The organism is Virgibacillus natechei, assembly GCF_026013645.1.
In the GTDB taxonomy this organism is placed as follows: domain Bacteria; phylum Bacillota; class Bacilli; order Bacillales; family Amphibacillaceae; genus Virgibacillus_L; species Virgibacillus_L natechei.
This window is the reverse complement of the sequence record NZ_CP110224.1, coordinates 3,286,312-3,312,042: the sequence shown is the minus strand read 5'-3', so window position 1 is coordinate 3,312,042 and position 25,731 is coordinate 3,286,312. Positions and strand designations below refer to the sequence as shown.

The 25,731-nt window shown below is 40.7% G+C and carries 20 protein-coding genes; 13 read left to right on the top strand and 7 right to left on the bottom strand.

What is annotated here, in order from left to right; genetic code table 11:
• Nucleotide 1: 1 nt before the first annotated feature.
• The gene (hxlB, locus tag OLD84_RS16670; protein ID WP_209462554.1) at nt 2-559 is read left to right on the top strand and encodes a 6-phospho-3-hexuloisomerase; all 558 of its coding nucleotides are present in this window, start codon (nt 2-4) and stop codon (nt 557-559) included.
• 128 nt (nt 560-687) lie between these two features.
• On the opposite strand, the gene OLD84_RS16665 is transcribed toward hxlB, so the two are convergent.
• From OLD84_RS16665 to OLD84_RS16650, 4 genes are all read right to left on the bottom strand, one after another.
• Nucleotides 688-1,605 carry a glycerophosphodiester phosphodiesterase gene (locus OLD84_RS16665; protein WP_209462553.1) on the bottom strand — a complete coding sequence of 306 codons (918 nt, stop codon included), beginning with the start codon at nt 1,603-1,605 and terminating at the stop codon, nt 688-690.
• A gap of 94 nt (nt 1,606-1,699) precedes the next feature.
• Nucleotides 1,700-3,019: an ABC transporter substrate-binding protein gene (locus tag OLD84_RS16660; protein WP_209462552.1), complete on the bottom strand. Its 1,320-nt coding sequence runs from the start codon at nt 3,017-3,019 to the stop codon at nt 1,700-1,702.
• A gap of 19 nt (nt 3,020-3,038) precedes the next feature.
• Nucleotides 3,039-3,857 carry a carbohydrate ABC transporter permease gene (locus OLD84_RS16655; RefSeq protein ID WP_209462551.1) on the bottom strand — a complete coding sequence of 273 codons (819 nt, stop codon included), beginning with the start codon at nt 3,855-3,857 and terminating at the stop codon, nt 3,039-3,041.
• On the bottom strand, nt 3,854-4,777 hold the full coding sequence (locus OLD84_RS16650; protein ID WP_209462550.1) for a carbohydrate ABC transporter permease: 924 nt from the start codon (nt 4,775-4,777) through the stop codon (nt 3,854-3,856). Before OLD84_RS16650 ends, OLD84_RS16655 begins: the two co-directional genes overlap by 4 nt.
• A gap of 580 nt (nt 4,778-5,357) precedes the next feature.
• Here OLD84_RS16650 and OLD84_RS16645 point away from each other — a divergent pair.
• The 3 genes from OLD84_RS16645 to OLD84_RS16635 all read left to right on the top strand — a co-directional run bounded on the left by OLD84_RS16645 (nt 5,358) and on the right by OLD84_RS16635 (nt 8,346).
• Nucleotides 5,358-5,660: a hypothetical protein gene (locus OLD84_RS16645; RefSeq protein WP_209462549.1), complete on the top strand. Its 303-nt coding sequence runs from the start codon at nt 5,358-5,360 to the stop codon at nt 5,658-5,660.
• A gap of 128 nt (nt 5,661-5,788) precedes the next feature.
• Complete coding sequence (locus OLD84_RS16640) at nt 5,789-7,024, top strand: Nramp family divalent metal transporter (RefSeq protein ID WP_209462548.1); 1,236 nt, start codon at nt 5,789-5,791, stop codon at nt 7,022-7,024.
• A gap of 341 nt (nt 7,025-7,365) precedes the next feature.
• On the top strand, nt 7,366-8,346 hold the full coding sequence (locus OLD84_RS16635; protein WP_209462584.1) for a tRNA dihydrouridine synthase: 981 nt from the start codon (nt 7,366-7,368) through the stop codon (nt 8,344-8,346).
• Nucleotides 8,347-8,530: 184 nt separating this feature from the next.
• Here OLD84_RS16635 and OLD84_RS16630 read toward each other — a convergent pair whose 3' ends face one another.
• Together OLD84_RS16630 and OLD84_RS16625 are read right to left on the bottom strand one after the other, a co-directional pair.
• Entirely contained in the window at nt 8,531-10,483 is a 1,953-nt protein-coding gene (locus tag OLD84_RS16630) for an SEC-C metal-binding domain-containing protein (protein ID WP_209462547.1), read from the bottom strand.
• Between the two features lie 275 nt (nt 10,484-10,758).
• A complete protein-coding gene (locus OLD84_RS16625; RefSeq protein WP_209462546.1) occupies nt 10,759-11,136 on the bottom strand; it encodes a hypothetical protein in 378 nt (125 codons plus the stop codon).
• 546 nt (nt 11,137-11,682) lie between these two features.
• On the opposite strand from OLD84_RS16625, the gene OLD84_RS16620 reads away from it, so the two are divergent.
• From OLD84_RS16620 to OLD84_RS16605, 4 genes are read left to right on the top strand one after another with little or no spacing between them, the layout of a single operon-like run.
• Complete coding sequence (locus OLD84_RS16620) at nt 11,683-13,125, top strand: PTS mannitol transporter subunit IIBC (RefSeq protein WP_209462545.1); 1,443 nt, start codon at nt 11,683-11,685, stop codon at nt 13,123-13,125.
• A 3-nt stretch (nt 13,126-13,128) separates the two neighbouring features.
• A complete protein-coding gene (locus OLD84_RS16615; protein WP_264917234.1) occupies nt 13,129-15,237 on the top strand; it encodes a BglG family transcription antiterminator in 2,109 nt (702 codons plus the stop codon).
• 16 nt (nt 15,238-15,253) lie between these two features.
• Nucleotides 15,254-15,694, top strand: a complete 441-nt coding sequence (locus OLD84_RS16610) for a PTS mannitol transporter subunit IIA (RefSeq protein ID WP_209462543.1) — start codon at nt 15,254-15,256, stop codon at nt 15,692-15,694.
• On the top strand, nt 15,695-16,855 hold the full coding sequence (locus tag OLD84_RS16605) for a mannitol-1-phosphate 5-dehydrogenase (RefSeq protein ID WP_209462542.1): 1,161 nt from the start codon (nt 15,695-15,697) through the stop codon (nt 16,853-16,855). It begins immediately after the preceding gene.
• 177 nt (nt 16,856-17,032) lie between these two features.
• On the opposite strand, the gene OLD84_RS16600 is transcribed toward OLD84_RS16605, so the two are convergent.
• Entirely contained in the window at nt 17,033-18,799 is a 1,767-nt protein-coding gene (locus tag OLD84_RS16600) for an alpha-glycosidase (RefSeq protein ID WP_209462541.1), read from the bottom strand.
• Between the two features lie 253 nt (nt 18,800-19,052).
• On the opposite strand from OLD84_RS16600, the gene OLD84_RS16595 reads away from it, so the two are divergent.
• The 5 genes from OLD84_RS16595 to OLD84_RS16575 all read left to right on the top strand — a co-directional run bounded on the left by OLD84_RS16595 (nt 19,053) and on the right by OLD84_RS16575 (nt 25,707).
• On the top strand, nt 19,053-20,327 hold the full coding sequence (locus OLD84_RS16595) for a sugar ABC transporter substrate-binding protein (protein ID WP_209462540.1): 1,275 nt from the start codon (nt 19,053-19,055) through the stop codon (nt 20,325-20,327).
• Between the two features lie 124 nt (nt 20,328-20,451).
• Nucleotides 20,452-21,753: a carbohydrate ABC transporter permease gene (locus tag OLD84_RS16590; protein WP_209462539.1), complete on the top strand. Its 1,302-nt coding sequence runs from the start codon at nt 20,452-20,454 to the stop codon at nt 21,751-21,753.
• A gap of 5 nt (nt 21,754-21,758) precedes the next feature.
• Nucleotides 21,759-22,601, top strand: a complete 843-nt coding sequence (locus OLD84_RS16585) for a sugar ABC transporter permease (protein ID WP_209462583.1) — start codon at nt 21,759-21,761, stop codon at nt 22,599-22,601.
• Nucleotides 22,602-22,845: 244 nt separating this feature from the next.
• Complete coding sequence (locus tag OLD84_RS16580; RefSeq protein WP_209462582.1) at nt 22,846-23,865, top strand: LacI family DNA-binding transcriptional regulator; 1,020 nt, start codon at nt 22,846-22,848, stop codon at nt 23,863-23,865.
• 168 nt (nt 23,866-24,033) lie between these two features.
• A complete protein-coding gene (locus OLD84_RS16575; protein WP_209462538.1) occupies nt 24,034-25,707 on the top strand; it encodes a glycoside hydrolase family 13 protein in 1,674 nt (557 codons plus the stop codon).
• Nucleotides 25,708-25,731 lie beyond the last annotated feature (24 nt).

Genomic DNA, 25,731 nt, shown 5'->3' with positions numbered 1-25,731 from the left:
CATGCAGCCTAAGACAGTGCGTTATACAGACGAAATCCTGAAAGAACTACAGCGTACTACTGCATTAATTAGGAACGATGAAACAGAACAACTAGTGGATGGCATTCTCGAAGCGAAAAAGGTGTTCGTCACTGGTGCCGGGAGATCCGGTTTAATGGCCAAATCCTTTGCGATGCGAATGATGCATGTCGGACTTGATCCGTATGTCGTAGGCGAAACCGTCACACCGAACCTGGAAGCAGAGGATATTTTTATCATAGGTTCCGGTTCTGGTGAAACAAAAAGCCTTGTACCGATGGTTGAAAAGGCAAAAAAAATCGGAGCAAAAGTTGTGCTCGTTACGGTTTCACCTGATTCAACGATGGGGAAAATGGCAGATATTACGGTTGAAATACCTGCCCAAGCTAAATCTGAAAAGGGAAACACTTCCATCCAACCGATGGCCTCCCTTTTCGAGCAAGCGCTCTTACTTGTTTATGACGCTACCATTTTACGCTTTATGGAGAAAAAGGGTATGGATGGAGAGACGATGTACGGTCGGCATGCAAATTTAGAATAATATGTTGAAATTGTCCCGCGTCAGTGACCAACTGCGCGGGGCAATTTTCATGCATTTTTTAAGCCTGCAAATCGAATTCGGTGCCTGTCACTTCCCGGTTTATGTCGAATGCTTTAGCGCAGTGAGGATCAAACCCCATCCAATACCCCACTTAACCGATCTGGATAATCAGTAAATATGCCAGTCACTCCCCATTCAATTAGCTGCTTCATATCGTCTTCTTCGTTTACAGTATAGGCGTGCAGTAAGAGCCCGGCATCTCGAACTTTTGCAACATATTCTTCCGTTAAATGCTCATAATTTGCCCCTATACCAATCGCGTAATCTTTTATTTCCTCCATTTGATCATTCGTAATAGAAGCAGTGTCGTTATAGCTGATTAACTGAATGAGGGGGATAGAGGGGTCTAATTGACTGACTTCTTGTAACCCATCCTCACTAAATGATTGTATAATAACTTTTCCTTTTCGTGCGTTTGGACCGATAAATTGCTGCTTCTCTAAAAGAGAGATTAATTCCTCTATCATCCCAGGATATTTTTCAGGTGTTTTGGTTTCAATATAATAATTGGAATCGGGTCCAAATCTTTCTATGATTTCTTCTAATGTCGGAATGGATACATTACTGAAAACAGGTTGAGCGCGTTCAGGATTTTTCTCATTAAACCACGTACCTGCATCAAATGCTTTAATTTCATCCAGTGAAAAATTATGAACCAATCCCTCCTCATTCGTTGTACGAGAGACATCGGCATCATGCATGGCAATTAATTCACCATCATTCGTCATCTGTAAGTCGATCTCGATATAATCACCAACCATTTCCTCGGCCGTTTCATAAGATGGAATCGTGTGTTCAGGCGCGTGACCTGAAGCGCCGCGATGCGCGATGTTCAATACGGTGTTTGGGGACAATAAATCCTCATCATTTGCATCTACTTTATTTAATTCATCGTTCCCGTTCTCGTCCGTATCGACAGTTGTTTGATCCGTACAACCCACAATAGCAAAGCTTAATAAAAAAACTGTAAGCAGCATTTTTTTCATATCAAGATCACCTCGAGAAAGCACGAAAGCCTTACCGTTATCAGCAAGACTTTCGTTCGTTTATAATTTTCGAGTTGTTAGAAAAACATCCTATTCACTCTAGTGCATCATTAATTTTAGAAGCAGCATCATCAAGAGCTTCTTGTGGATCTCTTCCTTCATACATTTCCCCGAGTGCTGTTTCAATAATTGTTCTGGCTTCAGGTAGTACCTCAGTTAAAGCTCCTGCAGTTGCTGGATCCTGCGTGGTACTCTCGAGTTGATCGACAGCAGTTGTGAACTGTGGATTTTCTTCATAAACATCAAGCAATGTTTGTTCATCGTATGCTGCTGGCGTAATAGGGAAATAACCTGTCGCTGCTGCCCATTCTGCTTGAACATCTGATTCTGTCGTATATTTAATAAATTCCCATGCAGCTTCTTGGTCTTCATCAGGAACTTGATTGGTTATCCATAAGGATGCCCCACCTACAATTACGCCTTCGGGATCCATCCCGTCAGCAACTGGTAAGAATGCTGTGCCTACCTCGAATGGTGAATTCTGAATTACTTCAGCTGTATTAGCTGTCGAATCAAGGTACATGCCTACTTGTTCAGCAAAGAAAGGACCACGGGGATCTTCCCAGTTACTTCCATAGTTCGTAAATGTCCCTGCTTCATTCATTTCATTTAACCAATTAAAAATATTTAATCCTTCTTCAGCGTTGACCAACGCCTCTGTTGCATCTCCGGAGCGCCCATTATCATTATCTAAATAAAGCGCACCTTGGTTGGCCATCAATTGTTCAAAGAACCATCCAATTGTAGCCATTGTAAAGCCATACGCATCATCTGCATTATTCGTGATCTGCTCAGACGCATCTTTCATTTCGCTGAAACTGTTTGGTGGATTTTCTGGATCTAATCCAACCTCATCAAACATGTCTTTATTATAAAACATAACCGCATTTGATGTGTTAAAAGGCATGGAGTACAGTTGATCATCTAATTCATAGTAAGAGAGAATATTTGGTTCTAAAACATCCGTATCGAAGTCGTCTGCATCAATAAATTCCTGCATGGGTGTAATAAATCCACTTTCACTCATGTACTTGGTACCAATTTCAAATACCTGTACAATCGCAGGCGCTTCATCTGAACCACCTACTGCTCGTAATTGCGTTAACGAGTCATCGTAGCTTCCTTGATAAATTGCTTCGACATTGACATCGTCTGACTGTTCATTAAAGCCATCTACAATGTCTTCTAAAGCCTCGCCATTACTTCCGCTCATCGCATGCCAAAATGTGATGTCTGTTTTTTCTCCGTTAGCTGTATCTGAACTGCTGTCGTCCTCATCACCATTATTACTACAAGCTACCAAAATAAGAGAGAATACCAATAGCATGGCTAAGCCGGTTATAAACTTTTTCATGTAAAGCCTCCTCGTTTTATTATCCTTTAAGTGCACCTGCAGTAAGTCCTTCTCTAATGTATTTCAAACCGACAAATAAGATAAGGAGAGTAGGTATAAGAATCGCTACAACCGCAGCCATGACCATATTCCAAGAGGAAGAGCTTTCGTTTGCAATTAACATTTTAAGCCCAATCTGCACAGGACGAACGCTATCCTCGTTTGTGACTAATAATGGCCACAGGTACTGATTCCACGTTGTTAGAAATCCATATATTCCTAGAGCACTTAAAGAAGTTTTTGATAATGGTAATACAAATCTCAAATAATAACGAAATCTGGAACACCCATCCATTTGCGCTGACTCCCATAATTCTTTCGGTATTGTTAGAAAGTGTTGCCTTAGTAAAAAGATGCCAAATGGTAGAGCGAAAAATGGAAACGTTAAACCTTGATACGTATTCAGCCATTCCAAATTTAAAATCGTTAAGAAGTTAGGGATAACCGTAGCTTCCCAAGGGATTAACATGGTAGCTAAAAATATGAAAAAAATTAAATCTCTACCTTTAAAAGGGATAAAGGCAAATGCATATGCAGATAGGCTACAGACAATCAATTGCCCAATCATGACAATGGAAGACATGGTAAAACTAACGGTTAGATAATGAAATAACGGTATTCTATTAAAAACATCCCTATAAGCATCAAAATTTATAGATGATAGAGAAGATGGAAGCAAATTCCCAGCATAGATATCTTGTGGCTGCATAAAACTGGCAGAAACAGCATATAGGAGCGGGAAGAAAAGAACGAGTGCTGAGAAAAACAACAGGGTATAGAGTAAGACTTTTTTCATCATTGGTAATGCACCTTCTTCTCCCCGTATTTGAACTGAAAGATGGTGACGATTAAAATGATTAGAAATAATATAATAGCCTGTGCACTTGCATAGCCGAAGTTACCATAAGAAAATGCTTCTTGATAAATGGAATACACAATAATATTCGTTGCGCCAGCAGGTCCTCCTCCTGTTAAGAGATCAATTTGACCAAATGTCTGGAATGACCCAATCACTGCAATGATAAGAACAAAAAACAGTACAGGAGAAAGCAATGGGATTGTAATTTTAAATAACTTTGACCAATATCCTGCTCCATCGATATCTGCACTTTCATATAATTCCCGTGAAATATTTTGTAGGCCGCCAAGTAAAATAATGAAATTTATTCCCAGATGCATCCATACGGTCGTGATCGCAACAGAGACTAAAGCCCACCTAGAATTTGTCAGCCAGTCTACGCCGTTTATTCCAAAGACTTCTAGCATATTGTTTAACACACCTAATGAAGGGTGGAATAAGAATAAGAAAATACTTGCCCCAGCTGCGATCGATACCCCTAATGTAGATGCAAATATTGTTCTAAAGAATCCAATGCCCCTTAATTTTTCATTCGCAAGGAGAGCTAAAAATAAGGCAATGATAATCTCAGCGGGCACGGTATAAAGTACGAATAAAAGTGTTGCCACCATACTTTTTCTAAACTCCGATGATTGAATTAAATCAGCATAGTGTGCCCAACCAATGAAACCCTCAACAACACCACCGCCACTAAGTTCAAAAAAACTAAAATACAATGTTCGAAAGATAGGATAGAATAAAAACACACCTAAAAGGATTAAAGCAGGTAGCAAATACAAGATTCCAGTTCCAAATAATTTCTTTTCCCGGTGATGAGCGGTTTTATTGGGTTTTGTAACTACTTGAGAACCCCTTTTCATCAAATCTTAATCCCCCCTTTAGCGCTATCTGTATAAAGATATGCCTGGACCACCCCCAATAGAATCAGAACTTGGTGCCCGTCCCGAAATTGGTTCGAACTTCGAATTTGGTGCCTGTCACTTCCCGGTTTATGTCGAATCAGGAAAAAAGAGGCATGTCCTTTTAGCACTACCAGGTTATTTAACTTCAATTTACCCTCTCCCTTTTTCGGTGCAAAGCAAGTATAGCGTATGAATATTGAGAGAAGATTAATATACTGTTAATTATTTATTAATTTTAATAATTTGAAATAAACACTACTTATTTTGATTGCAGCATTATTTCTGGCGTTTCCATACCGATTCGGTGCCGCGCTCTCCCGTTTCGGGAATTTGGTGCCCGTTCCGAAATTGGTGCCTGTCACTTCCCGGTTTATGTCGAATGCTTTATCGTAGCGGGGAACAGTCCCCCAAATCTATTCACCATTCCAAGTCGCTATTCATACGCTATCCTGATCTTTCACAACGCGGGTTGAACATAGATGTAAATCATTAGTTTCAAACCAGATTGTTGTACAAAAAAGTTAAGGAGTTTTGCTTTATGAGGATGATTAAAGTAGGTCTCGCGTCGTTTTTTCTATTGTTTCTGATGGCCTGTGGGGAAACGATGAGCGATGAGGAGCTCTACGAGGAGGCAATCAGCGTTCTGGAATCGGAATTCGCTGAGCCTAATGAGTTTACATTGGAATATTCATCGTTTGAGATGACTGAGATTGAAGAGATAGGCGATAACTTGTACGAGGTAAGCGGTAATGTATTTGATGCGTATCAAAATGGGGCGGGATTTACTGTGAAAATCAGCATAGATAGCGACACGATGGACTATGAGTGGATGATAGAGTAGTATATTTTGGGGTCTGTTCCTCACCACGCTAACACTTTAGCGTAGCGAGGGGCAGACCGCCTTGTTTGTTTAAAAGGAAGAGAGAAGGGAATCCTCTACTATATTATTTAATTTAGGTGGTGGAGGCCATGTCTCAATCAACACAGAAAAAGTCATTTAAAGAAAAATTGAAGATAATAGGTCCAAGCGCGATTATATCAGCATCGTTTATCGGACCTGGCACAATCACGACAGCAACGCAGGCAGGTGCCTCGTACGGGTATGCACTTTTATGGGCAGTTGTCTTTTCCGTTATTACGACGATGGTGTTGCAGATGATGGTAGCTCGGCTGGGAATCATTGCACAAAAAGGACTGGGGGCAGCAATACGCGACCAATTTGAAAATCTGATTTTAAAATACTCGGTCATGGGTTTTGTCCTGATGTCCATATTCATCGGATGTGCTGCTTATATGAGTGGCGATTTGAATGGAACATCACTTGGTATCGCCACATTGACAGGATGGTCGATAAATGTCATCGGCCCCATTGTAGGAATCATTGTATTGCTGCTCGGCATAAGCGGCAGTTACAAATTAGTTGAAAAATTAATGATTGTCCTTGTTATCATTATGAGTATTGTATTTATCACAACCATGATTGTGGCAAAACCGGATCTTGCAGGAATTTTTTCAGGGGTATTTGCTCCTTCCATGCCTCCTGGTTCGATTATCACGATTATTGCGCTGATTGGTACGACCGTGGTGCCATATAATTTATTCATTCACTCTTCATCTGTACAGGAAAAATGGAATAAACCCTCCCATTTAAAGGATTCGCGTTGGGATATTTTTATAACGATCGGAGTGGGCGGCTTAATCACAGCAGCTGTTCTGATTACTTCCGGCACGTTAATGCGGGGCGTGGAGGTAGAAACAGTTGCCGATCTAGCCTTGCAATTGGAACCGCTTTTAGGTAGTTGGGCTGAAACATTTCTAGCGATTGGCATTTTTTCAGCTGGTTTCTCTTCCACGACTGCCTCCGCTCTTGGTGCGGCAATGGTAGCAAGCAGTATGCTGAAATGGGAAAATGGAATGAAAAATTGGCGTTTCAAAACCGTATTTGGCTCCGTTATTCTGATTGGTATCCTTTCCTTCATACTTAATTTTGAGCCATTGGAGGTACTTCTTTTCGCCCAGGCACTAAATGGCATTCTCCTGCCAGGTATTGCCATTTTAATCATGGTCATTATGAACAATAAAAAATTGCTTGGCAACTATAGAAACTCTTTAAAAGTAAATGTGGCCGGTAGCATTATTGTAATTATTTGTTTGGGGCTGGGGACGCATAGCTTAATTACGGCGATTGGCGACTTTATTGGATAGGGGAAAGTGCCTGTCACTTCCCGAATTATGTCAATTTATGTCGAATATGTATCTGTCTTAAAAAAGTGGCTGTCCCTCATCGCTCTTCCGTTTCGGGGGACAGAGGGACAGGTTTATTGTCCCAGAATCAGATGAATGGGGGGACAGTGCTCCTGTCCCCCTGTCCCTGGCGAAAAAACATTTTTCAACTGATAAAATACGGAACATACAAAACCCGATTCGATTTGATAAAAAGTGCTTAAGCATGGTATAAGTATAAAAGAGGCAAAGATATTCTTGCTTTTAATTTTGGGATAAGGTTTGACATGTTATCCCATAATGAAAGGATTTTGAAGTTGAATATGAAAGATAACTTTTGGCGTGATTTACCACGACCATTTTTTATACTAGCACCTATGGAAGATGTGACGAATGTTGCTTTTCGCCATGTAGTGAGCGCGGCAGCCAGACCTGATGTGTTTTTTACAGAGTTTACAAACTCGGAAAGTTATTGTCACCCAGAGGCGCAACATAGCGTGCGTGGGCGTTTGACTTTTACAGAGGATGAACAACCAATTGTTGCCCATATATGGGGTGATAATCCTGAACACTTTCGGGAAATGAGTATCGGTATGGCGAAACAAGGGTTTAGTGGTCTGGATATCAATATGGGCTGTCCTGTACCTAATGTGGCCACAAAAGGGAAGGGCTGCGGTCTGATCCGTCGTCCAGAAGTTGCAGCAGAACTAATACAAGCAGCAAAAGCAGGAGGGTTGCCCGTAAGTGTGAAGACACGGCTTGGTTACACGAATGTAGACGAATGGCGCGACTGGTTAACACACCTATTGCAACAAGACATTGTTAATCTTTCCATTCATCTGCGTACAAAAAAGGAAATGAGCAAAGTAGATGCACACTGGGAACTAATACCGGAGATTAAGAAACTTCGTGATGAGGTGGCACCAGATACACTTTTGACGATCAATGGGGATATCCCTGACCGCCAGACTGGCTTGAAGCTCGTTCGTGAGTACGGTATTGATGGAGTTATGATAGGGCGTGGTATTTTTAAAAATCCATTTGCCTTTGAAAAGCAGCCCAAAGATCATAGTAGTAAGGAAATGCTTGATCTCTTAAGATTGCACCTTGATCTACATGATAAATATTCAGTATTAGAACCTCGTCCGTTCAGGCCTCTTCGTCGCTTTTTTAAGATATATGTTCGCAGGTTTAGAGGAGCGAGTGAATTAAGGAATCAATTGATGAGCACAGAGTCAACAGATGAAGTGCGTGCATTGCTTGATAACTTTGAGTCGAAGAAGTGCCTGTCACTTCCCGAGTAATGTCAATTTATGTCGAATGTGTATCGGTCTAAAAAAGGTGCCTGTTCCTCATCGCTCTACCGCATTAGTGTAGCGAGGGACAGGCGCCTTTTAATCCCGGTTTGGAGTGCCTCTCTCCCGTTATAAAAAAAGGATCTGCCCCTCGCCACGCTCCTGCTTTAACGTGATGAGGACAGACCCTATATCATAATTCCTTCAACAATGCTTGTGCTTCCTTCCACAGATGTATATGTTCTTGTGCATACACAATCGCTTCACTTTCGTCGCCAATTCCCATAAAGTCCTGGCTGTGTCTTGGAATTGGCTTTTTATCAAGCAAATAGTCTTTTACATACGGGTTTTGCTCCGTTGCTTTTTTTAGTAAGGCTTTTGTTTTGGGAGTGATCCCGTTTGTACGATAGTGTAATAACGCCTCATTAAAAAGGAAATTTGCTGATTGCTCTTTTTCATATTGCTTGATTAAATGTTTGGCTGGTACATATTTTTCTTCTTCCAAGTAAATGCGTAATAATTGGTAACGGATTCCCTGGTTATCATTTGGATTCAATTCCAGTAATTCCTCGTAATGCTCCATCGCCGATTCTTTATCACCTAGGTTGTACTGGACTGTTGCATAATCGGCTTTTGCCCGCATGTAGGGCCTCGTTTCGATCATCAGCCAGAAATGGCCTTTGTTTTCTTTGAAAAAGTCTTTACCCAAATCTTTTTCTCCAGCAAGGAGCGCTTGGTGGAAAAGGCTATGCTGCTCATTCATCGAACTGGTATCTGCTGCCATCAGTAAGTAGGCATCCGGGCTGTTTGGATAAATGTCTAATGCTTCTTTAATCAGCTTTCTTCGTTTAGCTCCCTTTTCCACTTGCGCCTCATATAGCTTGTCCTGTGCCAGGTCGCGTGGAGAGGAGGAAACGGGGGACGGCAATTCCTGGTTTTTCATTAGCTCATCCATAAATGGCTGTACTTCCTCTTCTGAATCGAAATTTTGTCCTTCCAGGGCATTTTGAAGGTCACGCATGGTTTTTTCCATATTCATGTTATTATTGCTAAGTATGTCTTCATCAAAGGAATCCACTGCTTCCTCGTCAAGAATTCCTTCCTCGATCATTTCATGAAAAAGATGTTCCATCTCCTCATCTAGCTCTTTTTCTATTCTTTTTACCATTTTTGATATGGAACCGGCTGATGTCTCATATTCTTTTGCTAGCTGGCTTTGCGTGACAATTGTATCTGGGACCAGCGTATGGTGGATGAGGTAGTCAATGGCCGCTGCGGAAGGTCCAAGTTTTCTAAAAGATGGATTTGCTTTTTCACAATAAATATTCCAGAGAAGAACGCCTGCCGAGATCATTTTATCGTCGAATCCTTTGGCACGCATATGGTTTTCAAAATGATTGGCGACCAATTCGTGAGTGGGGTTGTCCCATTCCAGTTCTATTGTATTTGCTTGGATCGCTAGTGCTTCGCCTAAAAAGTCAGGGAAGTCTACTGCAAGGCCCGCGTCTCCAGCCCCATCCATATAATTTTTAGCCAAATCGATGACTTTTTCTTTACTATCGCTGGGCAGTTCAATCATTGGAAAAAGGAACTGGTGATGATCGATATAGGGAACTAGTATCCCAGTGACCAGATTGACTTCCTCGAAATCATTCTCTTCATCTAATGCAATGTCATATGTTTCATTTGTTAATACATCTTGTAGTGTTGCTTTTTTGTTTGCTTGCTGATCGGTTGATAAAATCTCGTAAATAGATGGCTTGCTGTTACCCCATTCTTCAAACGTGTTCTTTATTCTAGTATGCTTGATTTTTGATTGCTCTTTCTTATTAAACACGTCATATATCGTTTGATCATTAGCAAAAATAGGTGCGTTCACGATCATCCAAGGAGTTAGTCCTGTCATATACGTATCCATCAACTCATCGTCATGAAGCAGTGCTGGTTGTGGATATTTATCGATGATTTTCTCCAGATCAAATTCATGCTCATATATGGCAAAAGCGATGAGGGTGTTGCGAAGGCGCTCCAATTCAGTGTTATATCGTCCCATACCCATTTCAACCACATTCGAAGCCCCACAACATTTCTTATACTTTTTCCCGCTTCCACATGGACAAGGATCATTTCTACCGGTTTTACTCATAAACAACCACCTCATAAATTTGAATAATTATATCTTATTATGAGGGAAAAAGGTCGCGTATTCAAGAGGGGGGGTGCCTGCGCATGTGGAGGGAGATGCGCGTGCGGGGAGGTGCCTCGTGCGGGGAGGTGCCTGTTGCGGGGAGGTGCCTGTCACTTCCCGAATTATGTCAATTTGTGTCGAATGTGTTCTGTCTCCAGATTCGCGAAAAAGATGCCTGTCCCTCATCGCTCTACCGCATTAGCGTAGCGAGGGACAGGCATCATATCCACATCTTAGCTTTCCTCTTTAACAGAAATGGCTGCAGAGAAGGTGGTTAATCTGCAGTCTTCCAGGTCCTCATTGGCTAGTAAACCCAGATCAATTGCTGCCTTGATCTTTTCACTATCTGGCTTTTTCACGACTTGTACCAGATCATTCATCTTCAATTCCTCTAAGCGGTTGACGGTTATTTCTTCCTTATACTTTTCTGATTTGCGTATTTGCCTTTGCAGTTTGAATCCTCCATCAGTGATTACTCCTTTTGTGTTAGCTCCCACTTGGTCATCGAAATACGTATGAAACGTCTCCTTTAGTTGTTTCATCTCCGTATCGATTTCTTTTTTCTTTTTATTAAGTTCATAATATCGAGCAAGCATGTCGCCAGTGATCATCCTATCCCTCCCGAAAAAGCGTTATGCCGTTATACTGAATCATATTGCTAAAAGTAGGGAAATATTACAGGTGAATCGTTTTACATTTAAAAGATAAAGTGCCTGGGATCGAGCACCAGTACCCCAGGGTCGAGCGCTGGCATAGCTTCCGCTCGAGTGAGATAAGCTACCGCTCGAGTAAGAGCTCCCACTGCTCGAGTGAGACAAGCTACCGCTCGAGTAAGAGCTCCCACTGCTCGAGTGAGACAAGCTGCCGCTCAAGTAAGAGCTCCCACCGCTCGAGTGAGCACTTTCCCGCTCGCTCGAGCACCAGCACCCCAATGTCGAGCGCCGGCATACCGAGGACGAGCCTCCCGCTCGAGTAAGAGCCCCCATCGCTCGAGCACCAGCACCTCCAAACGCACTTATTAAATAATGTCAACATCCCTCGCGACAAATGAGTGTTTTTAAGTAATTGAGGAGTCAAATGTCAGCGTATATACTAGAGGTAGTAGAAATGAACACGCACTATAATGAATTTCAAATAGAATGAAGAGGTGTTTTATCATGTCAGAGAAGAAAGGTTTTCGAGCGAAGGTACAGCGTTTTGGTAGTTACTTAAGTGGAATGATTATGCCGAATATCGGGGCATTTATTGCTTGGGGTATTATTACAGCTTTATTTATACCTGATGGCTGGTGGCCGAATGAGAGTTTGGCGGAATTAGTTGATCCGATGCTTTATTTCCTGCTGCCACTATTAATTGGTTTTACTGGCGGTCGGATGGTCCACGACCTACGTGGTGGAGTGGTTGGTGCCACGGCTACGATGGGTGTTATTGTCGGTGCGGATATACCGATGTTTTTAGGGGCTATGATTATGGGTCCGTTGGCTGGTTACTTAATGAAGAAGATCGACGAGCGGTTCCAGGATAAAGTTAAATCCGGATTTGAAATGCTTTACAATAATTTCTCGGCTGGTATTCTTGGTGCGATTTTAGCATGTTTTTCTTTGTTTGGCGTTAGCCCGCTTGTAGAGGCACTTAATAATCTGCTAGCTGCTGGGGTTGAAGTGATTGTTGCTGCTGGATTATTGCCACTTGCAAATATCATTATTGAACCGGCGAAGATCTTATTTTTAAATAATGCAATTAACCACGGGATATTAAGTCCGATCGGGGCTGAGCAAGCTTCTGAGGTAGGGAAATCAATTTTGTTCCTATTAGAAGCAAATCCTGGTCCAGGTTTTGGTATTCTCCTTGCCTTTGCTGTTTTTGGTACAGGGATGTCGAAAAGCTCCGCATCTGGTGCTTCAATTATTCAATTCTTTGGTGGGATTCACGAGATCTATTTCCCATACATTTTAATGAAGCCAACATTAATTTTAGCTGCAATCGGTGGTGGTGTAAGTGGGGTGTTCACATTCGTGCTATTTGACGCAGGATTAGTAGCTCCAGCATCACCTGGAAGTATTTTTGCTTTACTAGCTCTGACGCCACAAGGTAATTATCTTGGCACGATCCTTGGTGTCATCGTTGCTGCAGCCGTCTCATTTGTGATAGCAGGGTTTATTTTGAAAACAAGTAAGCAGGAGGATGATGATTTGTCATCCGCTACTGGGCAAATGGAAGAAATGAAGGGCAATCAAAGTGCTGTATCTTCCACTTTAACGCAAGATGCGGAAGAAGCTCAATTTGAAAAAGACGCGGAAGCTGTGGAGGAAAAGACCGCTGATGAAGTAGAAAAAGTAATTTTCGCCTGTGATGCGGGTATGGGTTCAAGTGCAATGGGATCATCGTTGTTAAAAAATAAATTTAAAAAAGCGGATATTGATATTTTTGTTACCAATACCGCGATTAACAACATACCAGATGATGCGGATATCATTATTACCCATAAAGATTTAACGGATCGTGCAAAAGCGAAATTACCGACTGCTGAGCATATTTCGGTGGAAAATTTCTTAAACAGTCCGGCGTATGAAGAGTTGGTTGAACGTCTTAAGAAATAAAGGGTGAACCGTTTGTATATTGCTGGTCGTGAGCGAAAAGTAATCGAGCTTTTAATCAAGTACCCGGAAGGCATAACGGTGAAAGAGCTGGGTGCTGAGCTTGAAGTCAGCACCCGAACGATTCACCGAGACTTGAAAAATAGTGAAAAAACACTGTTTGATTATAACCTGGAATTAGCAAAGAAGGCTGGGGTCGGCGTCCGCATTATTGGGGACAGCCAGGACTTGCAGCAACTGGAGATGGCTCTTACAAAAATGCCATCTTTGGAATTCACACCAAATGAACGACAGGCCGTTATTTTATCGGCATTGCTGGAGACAAATGAGCCCATTAAATTATACGCGCTGGCAAGTGAACTTGGCGTGACGGTTGCGACCATTAGTCATGACCTTGATGAGCTGGAAGAACCGCTCACGTCCCATCACCTTTTCCTGATACGAAAAAGAGGATTTGGCGTTAAAGTAGAGGGAGAGGAACGGAATAAACGGGCTGCAATCAGTAATTTAATCAGCAAATATGTAGATCCATTTGAATTCGTCTCCCTGATAAAAGAAAACATCCAAAAAAAATCAAAGCCGCAATTAAATAGTATTTCGAATCGATTACTTGGTTTAGTCAATCCAGAGAAACTCGTCTTGATTGAGCAAAAAGTAGAACAAACGAGGACCCACTTACAACATGAATTAGCGGACAGTGCGCATGTAGGGCTCGTCGTTCACCTGGCATTGGCAATAGAACGATTGCAAAAAGGGGATACCATTGAATTTGACCCCGTATATTTAAAGCAAATGGAAGAAACACATGAATATGCAATTGCAAAAAAGCTGATTCAGGATCTTGAAATGGCATTCGATATGGAAATACCAGAAGATGAAATAGGCTATATTACGATGCATTTGTTGGGTGCTAAATTGCGTAGTGATCACCATTTTATGCTAGAAGATTCCAGTATGGATGTTGCCTATCAAGCGAAAGCATTAATTCAGTATATTAGTACACAATTGGATACGGATCTGACCGATAACACAGCGCTATTGAATGATTTGGTGACCCATTTGAAGCCAACGATTTATCGCTTAAAGCAAGGCATGAATATCAAGAATCCAATGATAGATGAAATCACAAGAGACTACGCGGACCTCTTTTATCTGATCGAACAAGGCGCAAGAGACATTTTCCCAGATGTAGCATTGCCGAAAGACGAAATCGGTTATCTTGTGCTTCACTTTGCATCTGTCTTGTTGCACGGGGAAAAGGACGCTGATTTACACGCACTTGTGATTTGTTCCAGTGGAATTGGAACGGCAAAAATTCTAGCCACGAAGCTCATGCAGCGTTTCCCAGAGGTTAAACAGGTAGATAATAAATCCCTGTTTGATCTGGGGGATTCAGATACGGGGGCCTATGATATTATTGTGTCGACCATTCCGTTAAAAGGGTTGGACGAGGAGTACGTTGTTACGTCCCCAATGCTAACGAAAGATGAAGTAGAACGTATTAAAAAAGCCATAAGAAAAAAGAAACTTACCTACAAGCCAAACGAGGCAAAACATGACCGGGACGAAGAGCAAAACACAGACTTTATCCTACAGTTGGAAGCAATGCAGCATTACTCGAAGGTGATTTTAGATGTATTAAATGCCTTTTACATGGAAGAAATGGCAGCCAAACAAAATGTGGCAGCCATTTTACGTTCGGTCTGTATGCAATTGGAAAAAAGCCAAATGATAGAGGATAGAGATACCGTTTTTCGTGAGCTGCAAAACAGGGAACAGGTAAGTGGTCTAGGCATCCCAGGTACGTCATTGGCGCTTTATCACACACGATCTGCTCATGTTTTTGTGCCAAGCTTCACGATCCATGCACTAAACGAGTCCTTAATTGTCGCAGGGATGGACGGAGAAGACATGACGATGAACCGAATGTTGCTCATGCTTGCACCTGAAGATGCACACCCGGAAATGCTAGAGGTTTTAAGTTATTTAAGTAGTATCGTTATCCAAGGAAAAGAAAGCATAAAACGATTCGAGTCAGGGGACGAAGCGAAAATCAAGAACTTCCTGACTGACCAATTTTATTCATTTTTAAATGAGAAGAAACTAATTCACTGAAGGAGTGCATCAAGTTATGACAAAAGAAATTTTAAGTAAAGACAATATCCATCTAAACGTATCAACACTAGCTGAGAAAGAGGAAGCGATTCGTTACACGGGCGAAATCCTAGTTGATAACGGGTATGTGGAAGAATCCTATGTAGGGAAAATGCTAGAAAGAGAAGAAGTGACGTCTACATTTATGGGGAATAATGTTGCCATCCCACACGGAACGGAAGACGCGAAGGTGGCTGTTCTGGAAACGGGACTTTCTATCGTGACCGTACCAGAAGGCGTCGATTTTGGTGATGGAAATATCGTAAAAGTGCTTATCGGCATTGCTGGTAAAGGGGACGAACATTTAGAAGTCCTATCAAAAATTGCTATCGTATGTTCGGAAGAGGAGAACATCGAAAAAATCGTTGGAGCACAATCAAAAGAGGAAATTATACGTTTGTTTGATGAGGTGAGCTAAATGGAGGCAGTACATTTTGGTGCAGGGAATATCGGTCGTGGTTTTATCGGTTCCCTGCTTCACCAGGCAAATTATCATACAACATTTATAGATGTGAATGCGGAAGTTATTCAAGCTTTAAACGAAAATAAGCAGTACAACGTTATTTTGGCTTCTGAAAATAGTGAGAAACACAATGTGCAACATGTTTCAGGAATTAACAGCGTTACGGATGCCGCTAGCGTTGTGGAAGCTATTAAAAATGCTGCAATACTGACAACAGCTGTTGGCCCGAATATTTTACCTGTGATCGCAGAACTAATAGCAGAAGGCTTGCGGGAACGCGTGAAATCAAATAAGCAGCCATTAAATATTATTGCTTGCGAGAACATGATAGGGGGAAGTTCGATTTTAAAGGAAAAGGTCTACGAGCATCTTGCATCAGATGAGCAAGCGTCATGCGATGCATTGATTGGCTTCCCAAATGCAGCAGTTGATCGAATCGTTCCGAACCAGGTTAATGATGATCTGCTGGAAGTATCTGTTGAGCCGTATTATGAATGGTTAGTGGAGGAAATAGGCATCAAAGGCCAAACCCCAGCGATTGAGGGCATCACCTATGTTCAGGACTTAACACCTTATATTGAGCGAAAATTATTCACGGTCAATACAGGCCATTCGGCAGTAGCGTATATCGGACACTATATGGGATGCGAGACAATTGCAGACGCAATGGATGAGCCTCAGGTGCAGGAAATCATCAAAGGTGCATTATCCGAGTCAGGAGAAGCACTTATTCAAACGTATCATTTTGATCGAGAAGAACATCAAACGTATATTAACACCATCATGAACCGATTTATGAACCCTTATATTTCAGACGAAGTAACCAGAGTTGGACGAGGCCCAATTCGCAAGCTTGGACCGCGTGACCGCCTCATTCGTCCAGCCAGCGCTTATATGGAAGTAACAGGGAAGAAGCCAACTTACCTTGCCAAAACAATCGCAGCCGCGTTGCAGTTTGGGAACGAGCAGGACGCAGAAGCGGTTGAATTGCAGCAAATGATTCAGGAAGATGGCGTTGAAAAGGTGCTGCAGTCGGTTTCGGGATTGGCAGCTGGTAGTACGTTGATTGGTGCTGTGTTGGAGGAAGTGGATAGGATTGGCGAATGGCGTAGGTAGTGATTTCAGGAGAACATTATGGACACAACTAAAAAAGAAGAGAATTCCCTCTCAGATTGAATGAACTCTCTGAGGGGGAATTTTTCTGGAAGTGCCTGTTATTTGCGTGATGCCTTTAAGAAAGATTCACGGTTAGTTGTGGCTGTTAGTTTATTGTGTCTGCAAGTAATTTGTTGGTTAATCCGAAACCTTAACAATCAAAAAGCTATTTGCTTCCAGTTTCATAATCAATGAATCCGCTTTTAATTCCATTTCGTATCCGGTCCATAGATTTTTGGCCTGTTTATGTTGAAAGCTACCATCTACAGTCATTTGCACAGAACGATCTGAAGGGTTAATACCAATAAAAATCGTATCATCGGTATTCTTTTTTGAATAAATTAAATGGTTTGTATCCTCATTGGCTTCCACAAATGAGAACTCTCCGTAATTGCCAAACGCAGCTTCCGTTTTTCGTAACAGGATTATTTTTTTTATAAATGATTTTAAGTCTAAGTCCTGTGCTGCTTTATCCCAAACCATGCATTTGCGACATGCGGGGTCATTTCCGCCTGTCATGCCTATTTCATCGCCGTAATATATACAAGGTGTTCCCATGAACGATAGTTGTAGTACATATAATAATTTGGCCCTTTGTTTATCATTCTCACACAACGTTAGAACACGCGCGGTATCGTGGCTACCAAGCAAATTAAACGCTACTTCATTTACATTTTTCGGATAAGAAGAGAGCACATTCACCATTTGATTGGCAAATTGTTTTGCGGTTATTTTTTGGTCTGCCAAATAATCAAGTGACGCCATGGTAAATGGGTAATTCATGACAGCATCAAACTGATCTCCTTGCAACCAAGGCATTGAATCATGCCAGATTTCTCCTAAAATATAAGCATCCGGCTTTACCGTCTTTACGGCTGTTCGGAAATCTCTCCAAAATTGATGATCAACCTCATTGGCAACGTCCAGTCTCCAGCCGTCAATGTCGAATTCTTTTATCCAATAAGTTGCAACGTCAAGCAAGTATGCCTTTACTTCAGGGTTTTTGGTATTTAACTTTGGCATATGTGATGTAAATGCAAAGGAGTCAAAGTTAGGCTTTGGTTCTGTTTTTATTGGAAATTCTCTGATATGAAACCAATCTTTATAAGTTGAAGCCTCGTCCTTCTCCAAGACATCCTGAAAAGGAGGGAAGTAGTATCCGCTATGGTTGAATACAGCATCGAGCATCACACGAATTCCTTTATCATGGCACTTTTGTACAAGTTTTTTGAATGTGTTCTTGTCACCAAATTGTGGGTCAATTTCCATATAGTCTATAGTGTCGTATTTGTGATTGGAATAGGCTTTGAAAATCGGTGTTAAATAGATTCCATTTATTCCGAGATCAACCAAATGATCAAGATGATTGATAATTCCTTGAAAATCACCGCCAAAAAAATTGGTGCGCGTTGGTTCAGTTGATGCCCAAGGAAGGGTGCCATGTGGATTCAGGTTTGTGTTCCCGTTTGCGAATCGTTCAGGGAAGATTTGGTACCAAATAGTATTCTTCACCCAGTCAGGTGCCTTGAAAACATCAGCTTCATTCAAGTACGGAAAGCAAAAATAATAGCCAGTATCATCGATAGGAGCTTCATTGAAAAATCCTTTTTCGGTATAAACCAATGTTTCATTTTCGCTAAACAGTTCAAAACCGTAACGAAGTCGACGATAAGGTGGTGCTATTTCGGCTATCCAGTAGTCAAACAAATTATCTGTGATCTCTAATTCCATAGGTTTACGTTGGGCCTGCCAATCGGTTTCATCCCAATCGTAAGGATCGCCATATATTAGATTGACGTAAGGGACATCAGCTTTTTTTGTTCGTAAACGTATGTGCAAAGTTTGTTCATTGTACGCATAGGCGAAGTTGTTTTTCGGTCGATGATAAATGGCTTCTTTTAACAAAACATATACCTCCTTTTTTGATAAAACGATTGCATAAATATGGTTCTATTAAATTATAAAGAAGTCCTAATTAATACTAATATTTTTATTGTACCATTTATATAAAAATATTGTAAGCGTTTTATAAACTGATAAATAAATGTTTATAAAAATTAAATTCAAGGTTGCGAATATTTTTAAACAGTGTATAATCAAGTATAACGTTATGCGCAAACGTTTTCACAGATTTTATTTAAAATGGGAGGTTAATGACATGAAAAAGTGGATTTGGATGTTTATTATTGTTCTGTTTTTAGGCGGTTTGCTTGTAGCATGTGGCCCCGATGAAGCAGATCAATCTGAGGAACAAGCAGGTGAAAATACCGGAGAAATGCCGGAAAAACCTGACGCACTCAAACTATGGGTGAATGCCGAAGAAAATCAAGAACAGGCTGTTGAAGAAATCACGGATAAATATACGGAAGAAACAGGAATTGATGTTGAACTTACACCTATCGATATGCTAGATCAAATTGAGAGTCTTGATGTTGAAGGGCCAGCAGGTAATGGCCCAGACGTTATTTTTCAACCACATGACCGGATCGGTGATTTGGTGATACGCGGATTGGTTGACCCAATTGATTTAGATGACGTGGAATCGGAATATACGGATACGTCGCTTGAGGCTGTTACTTATGAAGGAGAATATTGGGGCTACCCTGCTGTTATTGAAACCTATACTATGTTTTACAATAAATCATTAGTTGACAGTGAACCAGAATCCATGGAAGATATCATGAACATTGCCGAAAGTGATACAAATGCTAGTAATGATGAATTTGGATTTTTAATGGAAGCCGATAATTTCTATTATGTGTACCCGTTTTTTGCTGGATATGGATCATATGTATTTGCCAACGAGGATGGAAACTATGACATTTCCGATATCGGTCTTGACAACGAAGGAGCGGTAGAAGGTGGGGAACTTGTTCAGTCTTGGTATGAAGATGGCTATATCCCGCAAGATCTGACGCCAGATATCATGAATGGCCTTTTTCAAGAAGGGAAAGTTTCCACGGTGCTGAATGGCCCATGGATGGTTCGTGACTTTGCAGAAGCGTTGGGGGACGATTTAGGAGCTGTTCCGATGCCTGTCCTCGATAATGGGGAACACCCGAATTCTTTTGTAGGGGTAAAATCATACATGATGTCTTACTACTCGGAAAATAAAGAGTGGGCGCAGGACTTGATGGCGTTTATTACTAACAAAGAAAATAGCATGCATTATTATGATGTCGCGGGTGAAATGCCACCGCGCGATGATGCTTTGGAAGACCCTGTCATTGCGGATGACGAAATTTTCTCTGCATTTGCTGAACAAACTGAATATGGCGAACCAATGCCAAGTGATCCGGCCGTGCAGCAAATATGGGATCCGATTAACGATGCACTGGATTTTATATCCAGGGGGGAAACGGTGGATGAAGTATTGACAGAAACTGTACAGACGATCCACGATCAAATCGAGGCATCCGGGGCAAATCAATAATAGTAGGAAATAACAGTAATCGGTATATGGAGGGGTCACCTTCCTATACCGATTAAACAAAACTGTTAGAACATACTGTTGGCTACAATAACTTATAGAACGTATTGTTTAGGAGGAGACGCTTATGGCCCAAAAGAAGAAACGCCACAAAAAAGGCGGCCTCACCCAACCCCGGAATATAGCTACATTGCTATCGGTTCTGTTTCCAGGATTGGGTCAATTTTATAATCGGCGTATATTAAAAGGATTTATATTTCTAATCCTGTCCGTTTCTTTTTTGGTCACAACATGGGATTATATTGATATTGGACTTTGGGGAATAGTTACACTTGGTACCGTACCGCAAGAACATCACTCAGTCCAATTACTGCTACAGGGTCTTATTTCCCTGATTGTTCTGATCTTTGGAATTGCGATCTATATTTTTAATATTAAAGATGCAAGAGGCGATGCGATTGCTCGTGAACAAGGCAAGTCAAAGCCAACTTTACTGCAAGGCATTGCAGATTTCTACAGCCGTGGTTTTCCGTACTATATGATTCTACCGGGGCTTGTTATGTTAGTGTTTATTGTCGTTTTACCGTTATTATTTATGTTAGCTTTGGCATTTACGGATTATAATCAATACAATTCACCGCCAAGGAATCTATTGAGTTGGGTAGGTTTTGATAACTTTAAGTCGCTAGTCACAATAGATATATGGAAAGATACATTTTTTAGTGTATTCACATGGACGATTGTCTGGACTGTTATTGCGACATCGCTACAAATTGTTCTAGGATTGTTCCTGGCTTTGCTTGTAAACGACAAACGGATTAAATTCAAACGATCGATTCGCACGGTGTTGATTTTGCCGTGGGCTATACCGGCGTTTGTTTCCATTCTTATATTTTCTGCTTTGTTTAATCCTACTTTCGGAGCCATTAATCGTGATCTCCTTTCCCATTTAAATATTATGATCCCCTGGTTATCTGACCCTTTTTGGGCAAAGACAGCCTTGATTATGATTCAGACATGGTTGGGATTTCCGTTTGTTTTTGCATTATTTACTGGAGTTCTGCAAAGCGTGCCGCAGGATATGTATGAAGCGGCAGATGTTGATGGTGGGACACGTTGGCAAAAGTTTCAACATATTACGATGCCACACTTGCTTTTTGCAACAGCACCACTATTGATTATGCAGTACGCACAAAACTTTAATAACTTCAATATTATATACTTGTTTAACGAAGGGAATCCGGCGGTTCGTGGACAAAACGCCGGCGGGACCGATATTCTGATTTCATGGGTCTACAAGTTAACATTTGAAACAAACAACTATAATATGGCTGCTGCCATCACCATAATCATGGGATTGGTTATTTCCATTTTTGCTTTCTTCCAATTCAGGAAAACGGCAGCATTTAAAGAGGAGGAACGTTACTAATGGCTATGAAACCTAAAACCAAATCAAATATTGAAGTGACGTTCATATATCTGTTTATTCTTTTCATGTTCATTATTATTGGGTATCCTTTATTCTGGACAATCATGATGAGCTTAAATCCTGGAACGAACATGCTTGTTACGGATTTATTTCCTGAAAACCCGACATTAGAACACTATAAATGGCTTTTCACCAGTCCTGACAGCGATTACTTAATCTGGTATAAAAATAGTATGCTTGTTGCTTCACTAAATGCGTTAGGATCGGTTGTTATAACTTCGCTTATAGCTTATGCATTTTCGAGATACAAATTTGTCGGTCGGAAGTATGGATTATATATGTTCTTGCTTTTGCAAATGTTTCCAGCATTAATGGGGATGGTTGCCCTTTATATTCTTTTAAATACAATCGGTCTAACAGATTCGTTGTGGGGACTTTTGCTCATTTATCTTGGGGGACAGATACCATTTAATGCATGGCTTGTGAAAGGTTATTTCGATACGATTCCAAAAGAACTGGATGAGTCAGCAAAAATTGATGGTGCAGGTCACTTACGAGTGTTTTGGAGCATTATGTTGCCACTGGCGAAACCAATTTTAGCTGTTGTTGCTTTATTTAATTTCATGGCACCATTTATGGACTTTCTTTTGCCACGTATCGTGTTAAGCAGTCCGGAAAATTTCACATTGGCACTGGGTCTGTTTAATTTTATAAATGACCAGTTTTCCACCAATTTCACGCGTTTTGCCGCAGGATCTATTCTGATTGCGATCCCGATTGCACTTGTATTCCTATTGTTACAGCGTTATTTGATATCAGGTTTGACATCGGGCGCAACAAAAGGATAAATAAAATGTACCTTTTAGACGGGAATAGGAGAAACATATTTATCTAAGGTGGCCAGCTGTAATGGCTGTAATCTTATCAGTTGGCCTCCCCTATTCTAAATAGGGGAGAAACTTTTCTTAGGAAATATAATATAAGTGATTGAACTGAGATGAGCATAGCATGATGTTATGATAAATGAAGAAATTAGACTGGAATTATTATAGCATTCAAAAATAAATCAAGCGTAAAAAGGGGGATTTAAAAATAGTAACTATTAAAGATGTAGCCAAAAAGAGTGGTGTATCACCTTCTACTGTATCCAGAGTAATTGCAGATAATCCAAGAATAGGTGCTGAAACGAAGAAAAAAGTGCGAAAGATAATGAAGGAAATGGGTTATCATCCTAATGTTAATGCAAGAAATCTGGTTGCCAAATCAACAAAGTCCATAGGTGTTATCATACCTTCTCCAGCAGATAAGGCCTTGCAAAATCCCTTTTTTCCAGAAGTATTACGAGGTATCAGCTCGGTTATTCATAAAATGCATTATTCAATGTTTTTGTCTACTGGTGAATCGGAGAAGGAGATTTTTGAAGAGGTACAACGAATGGTGCATGGTAGCTATATAGATGGCGTCATTCTGCTCTACTCCCGAGTAGATGATCGGGTTACGGAATTTTTACATAAGCAGAATTTTCCCTTTGTCATTGTAGGAAAGCCATATGAATATACCAATGAGATTACACACGTCGATAATGACAACTACCAGGCGGGGAAAGACATTACAAATAGCTTGATTGAACAAGGTCACGAAAAAATTGCCTTTATTGGTGGAGCAAATGATTTATTCGTAACAATAGACCGTGAAGCTGGTTATGAAGCAGCATTAACGGATGCGAACCTCAAAAATTCCGAAGAATATAAGATTCATACAGAATTTTTAGAATCGGGTGGACGCGGGGCGGTTGAACGTTTATTTTTATTAGAGAGCCCACCAACTGGAATAGTTGTTAGTGATGATCTGATCGGTCTTGGTGTGTTAAGTATGTTAGAGGAACTCGCGTACAATGTTCCCCGGGATATTTCATTGGTTAGTTTTAATAATGTCTATCTATCAGAAATTACACAGCCATCATTAACAACAGTAGATATTAAGATTTATGAATTAGGTGCGCAATCAGCAAAAGCGTTAATTGAAAAAACGGTAAATGAAGACGAACCGGCGAAACGGATAATTATTCCACATAATATTGTCTATCGTGACTCTGTGGGTAAGAAAAATTGAAACATAAAATATATTACTGATAATAATGTGTAATTATAAGTTGGTTTTTCAAGAAGCGGGATTATAATCTCTTTTTCATAGAAACAAGCGTTTAGATCCTTTCTAGGTCTATCGTTTAGGTAAAATTAAAACAAAAAAACAGCAATGAATAGTGTAAGGAGGGCAATTATGAATAAAATATGGTGGAAGGAAGCAATAGCCTATCAAATCTACCCACGGAGTTTTATGGACTCTAATGGGGATGGGATTGGTGACATCCAAGGAATAATTTCCAAGTTGGATTATTTGAAAAATTTGGGAGTCGATGTTGTGTGGGTAAGTCCAATTTACTCTTCACCAAATGATGACAACGGATATGATATAAGCGACTATAAGGGGATCATGGATGAATTTGGCACCATGGAGGATTTTGATCAATTGCTAGAAGAAGTCCACACTCGTGGAATGAAACTCATTATGGATCTAGTCATCAACCATACGTCTGATGAACATCCTTGGTTTATAGAGTCACGTTCTTCAAAGGGCAATCCATACAGAGATTATTATCTTTGGCAAGAAGGAAAAAAAGACGGCAAGGAGCCGAATAATTGGGAGTCCATTTTTGGTGGCTCAGCTTGGGAATATGATGCTAAAACGAACGAATATTACATGCACGTCTTTTCACGCAAACAACCTGATCTAAATTGGGAAAATCCAGCAGTTAGAAACGATTTGTATGAAATGGTCAACTGGTGGTTGGATAAAGGAATCGATGGCTTCCGCGTTGATGCTATCTCCCATATAAAAAAAGAGAACGGATATCCTGACTTGCCTAACCCGGATAATAAAAAATATGTACCATCATTTAATGGGCATATGAATCGACCTGGTATCCAGCAATTTTTACAAGAATTAAAGCATGAAACCTTTGATCATTATGACATTATGACTGTTGGTGAAGCGAATGGCGTCGATGTCGAGGAAGCAGAGGATTGGGTTGGCGAGGCGAATGGGACATTCAATATGATTTTTCAATTCGAGCATTTGGATCTCTGGGGAAATAGTACAACTGGAGGACTGGACATCCATGCATTGAAGCAAACATTGACGAAATGGCAAAAAGGGTTGGATGGTGTTGGTTGGAACGCGTTATTTTTGGAAAATCATGATCAGCCCCGTTCGGTATCAACATGGGGAAATGATGAAGTATGGAGAGTGGAGTCGGCGAAATGCCTTGCGACGATGTATTTTCTCATGCAAGGGACACCGTTTATTTACCAAGGGCAGGAAATTGGGATGACGAATGTACAGTTTGATTCGATTGATGATTACAATGACGTTTCCATCAAGAATTTGTATAATAATGAACGCGAAGAAGGCAAGCCGCATCAGGAAATCATGGAGGTCATCTGGAAAAATGGCCGGGATAATTCTAGAACCCCGATGCAGTGGAACCATGATGAAAACGCAGGATTTACGACTAGCGATACCCCATGGTTGAAAGTAAACCCTAACTTTAAAGAAATTAATGTGGAACAATCATTGAACGATCCTGATTCTATTTACAACTATTACAAGCGAATGATTAAGCTTAGAAAAGAAAACGCCGTCCTCGTATATGGAGACTATGAACTTATTTTAGAAGACCATGATAAAATTTTTGCGTATACAAGAACGCTGGATAATGAAAAGGTAATTGTGATCGCGAACCTTTTTGCTGAAGAGACATCGTTCATCTTTCCTGATATTTCCCAAAGTAAATCCTCGGAAGTGATTTTAAGCAATTATGAAGTTGATTCAGAAAGAGCTAGTAACGAAATTCTATTAAAACCTTATGAAGCTAGAGTTTATACAGTAGATTAACCGCTTAAACGAAAAAGGAGCGTT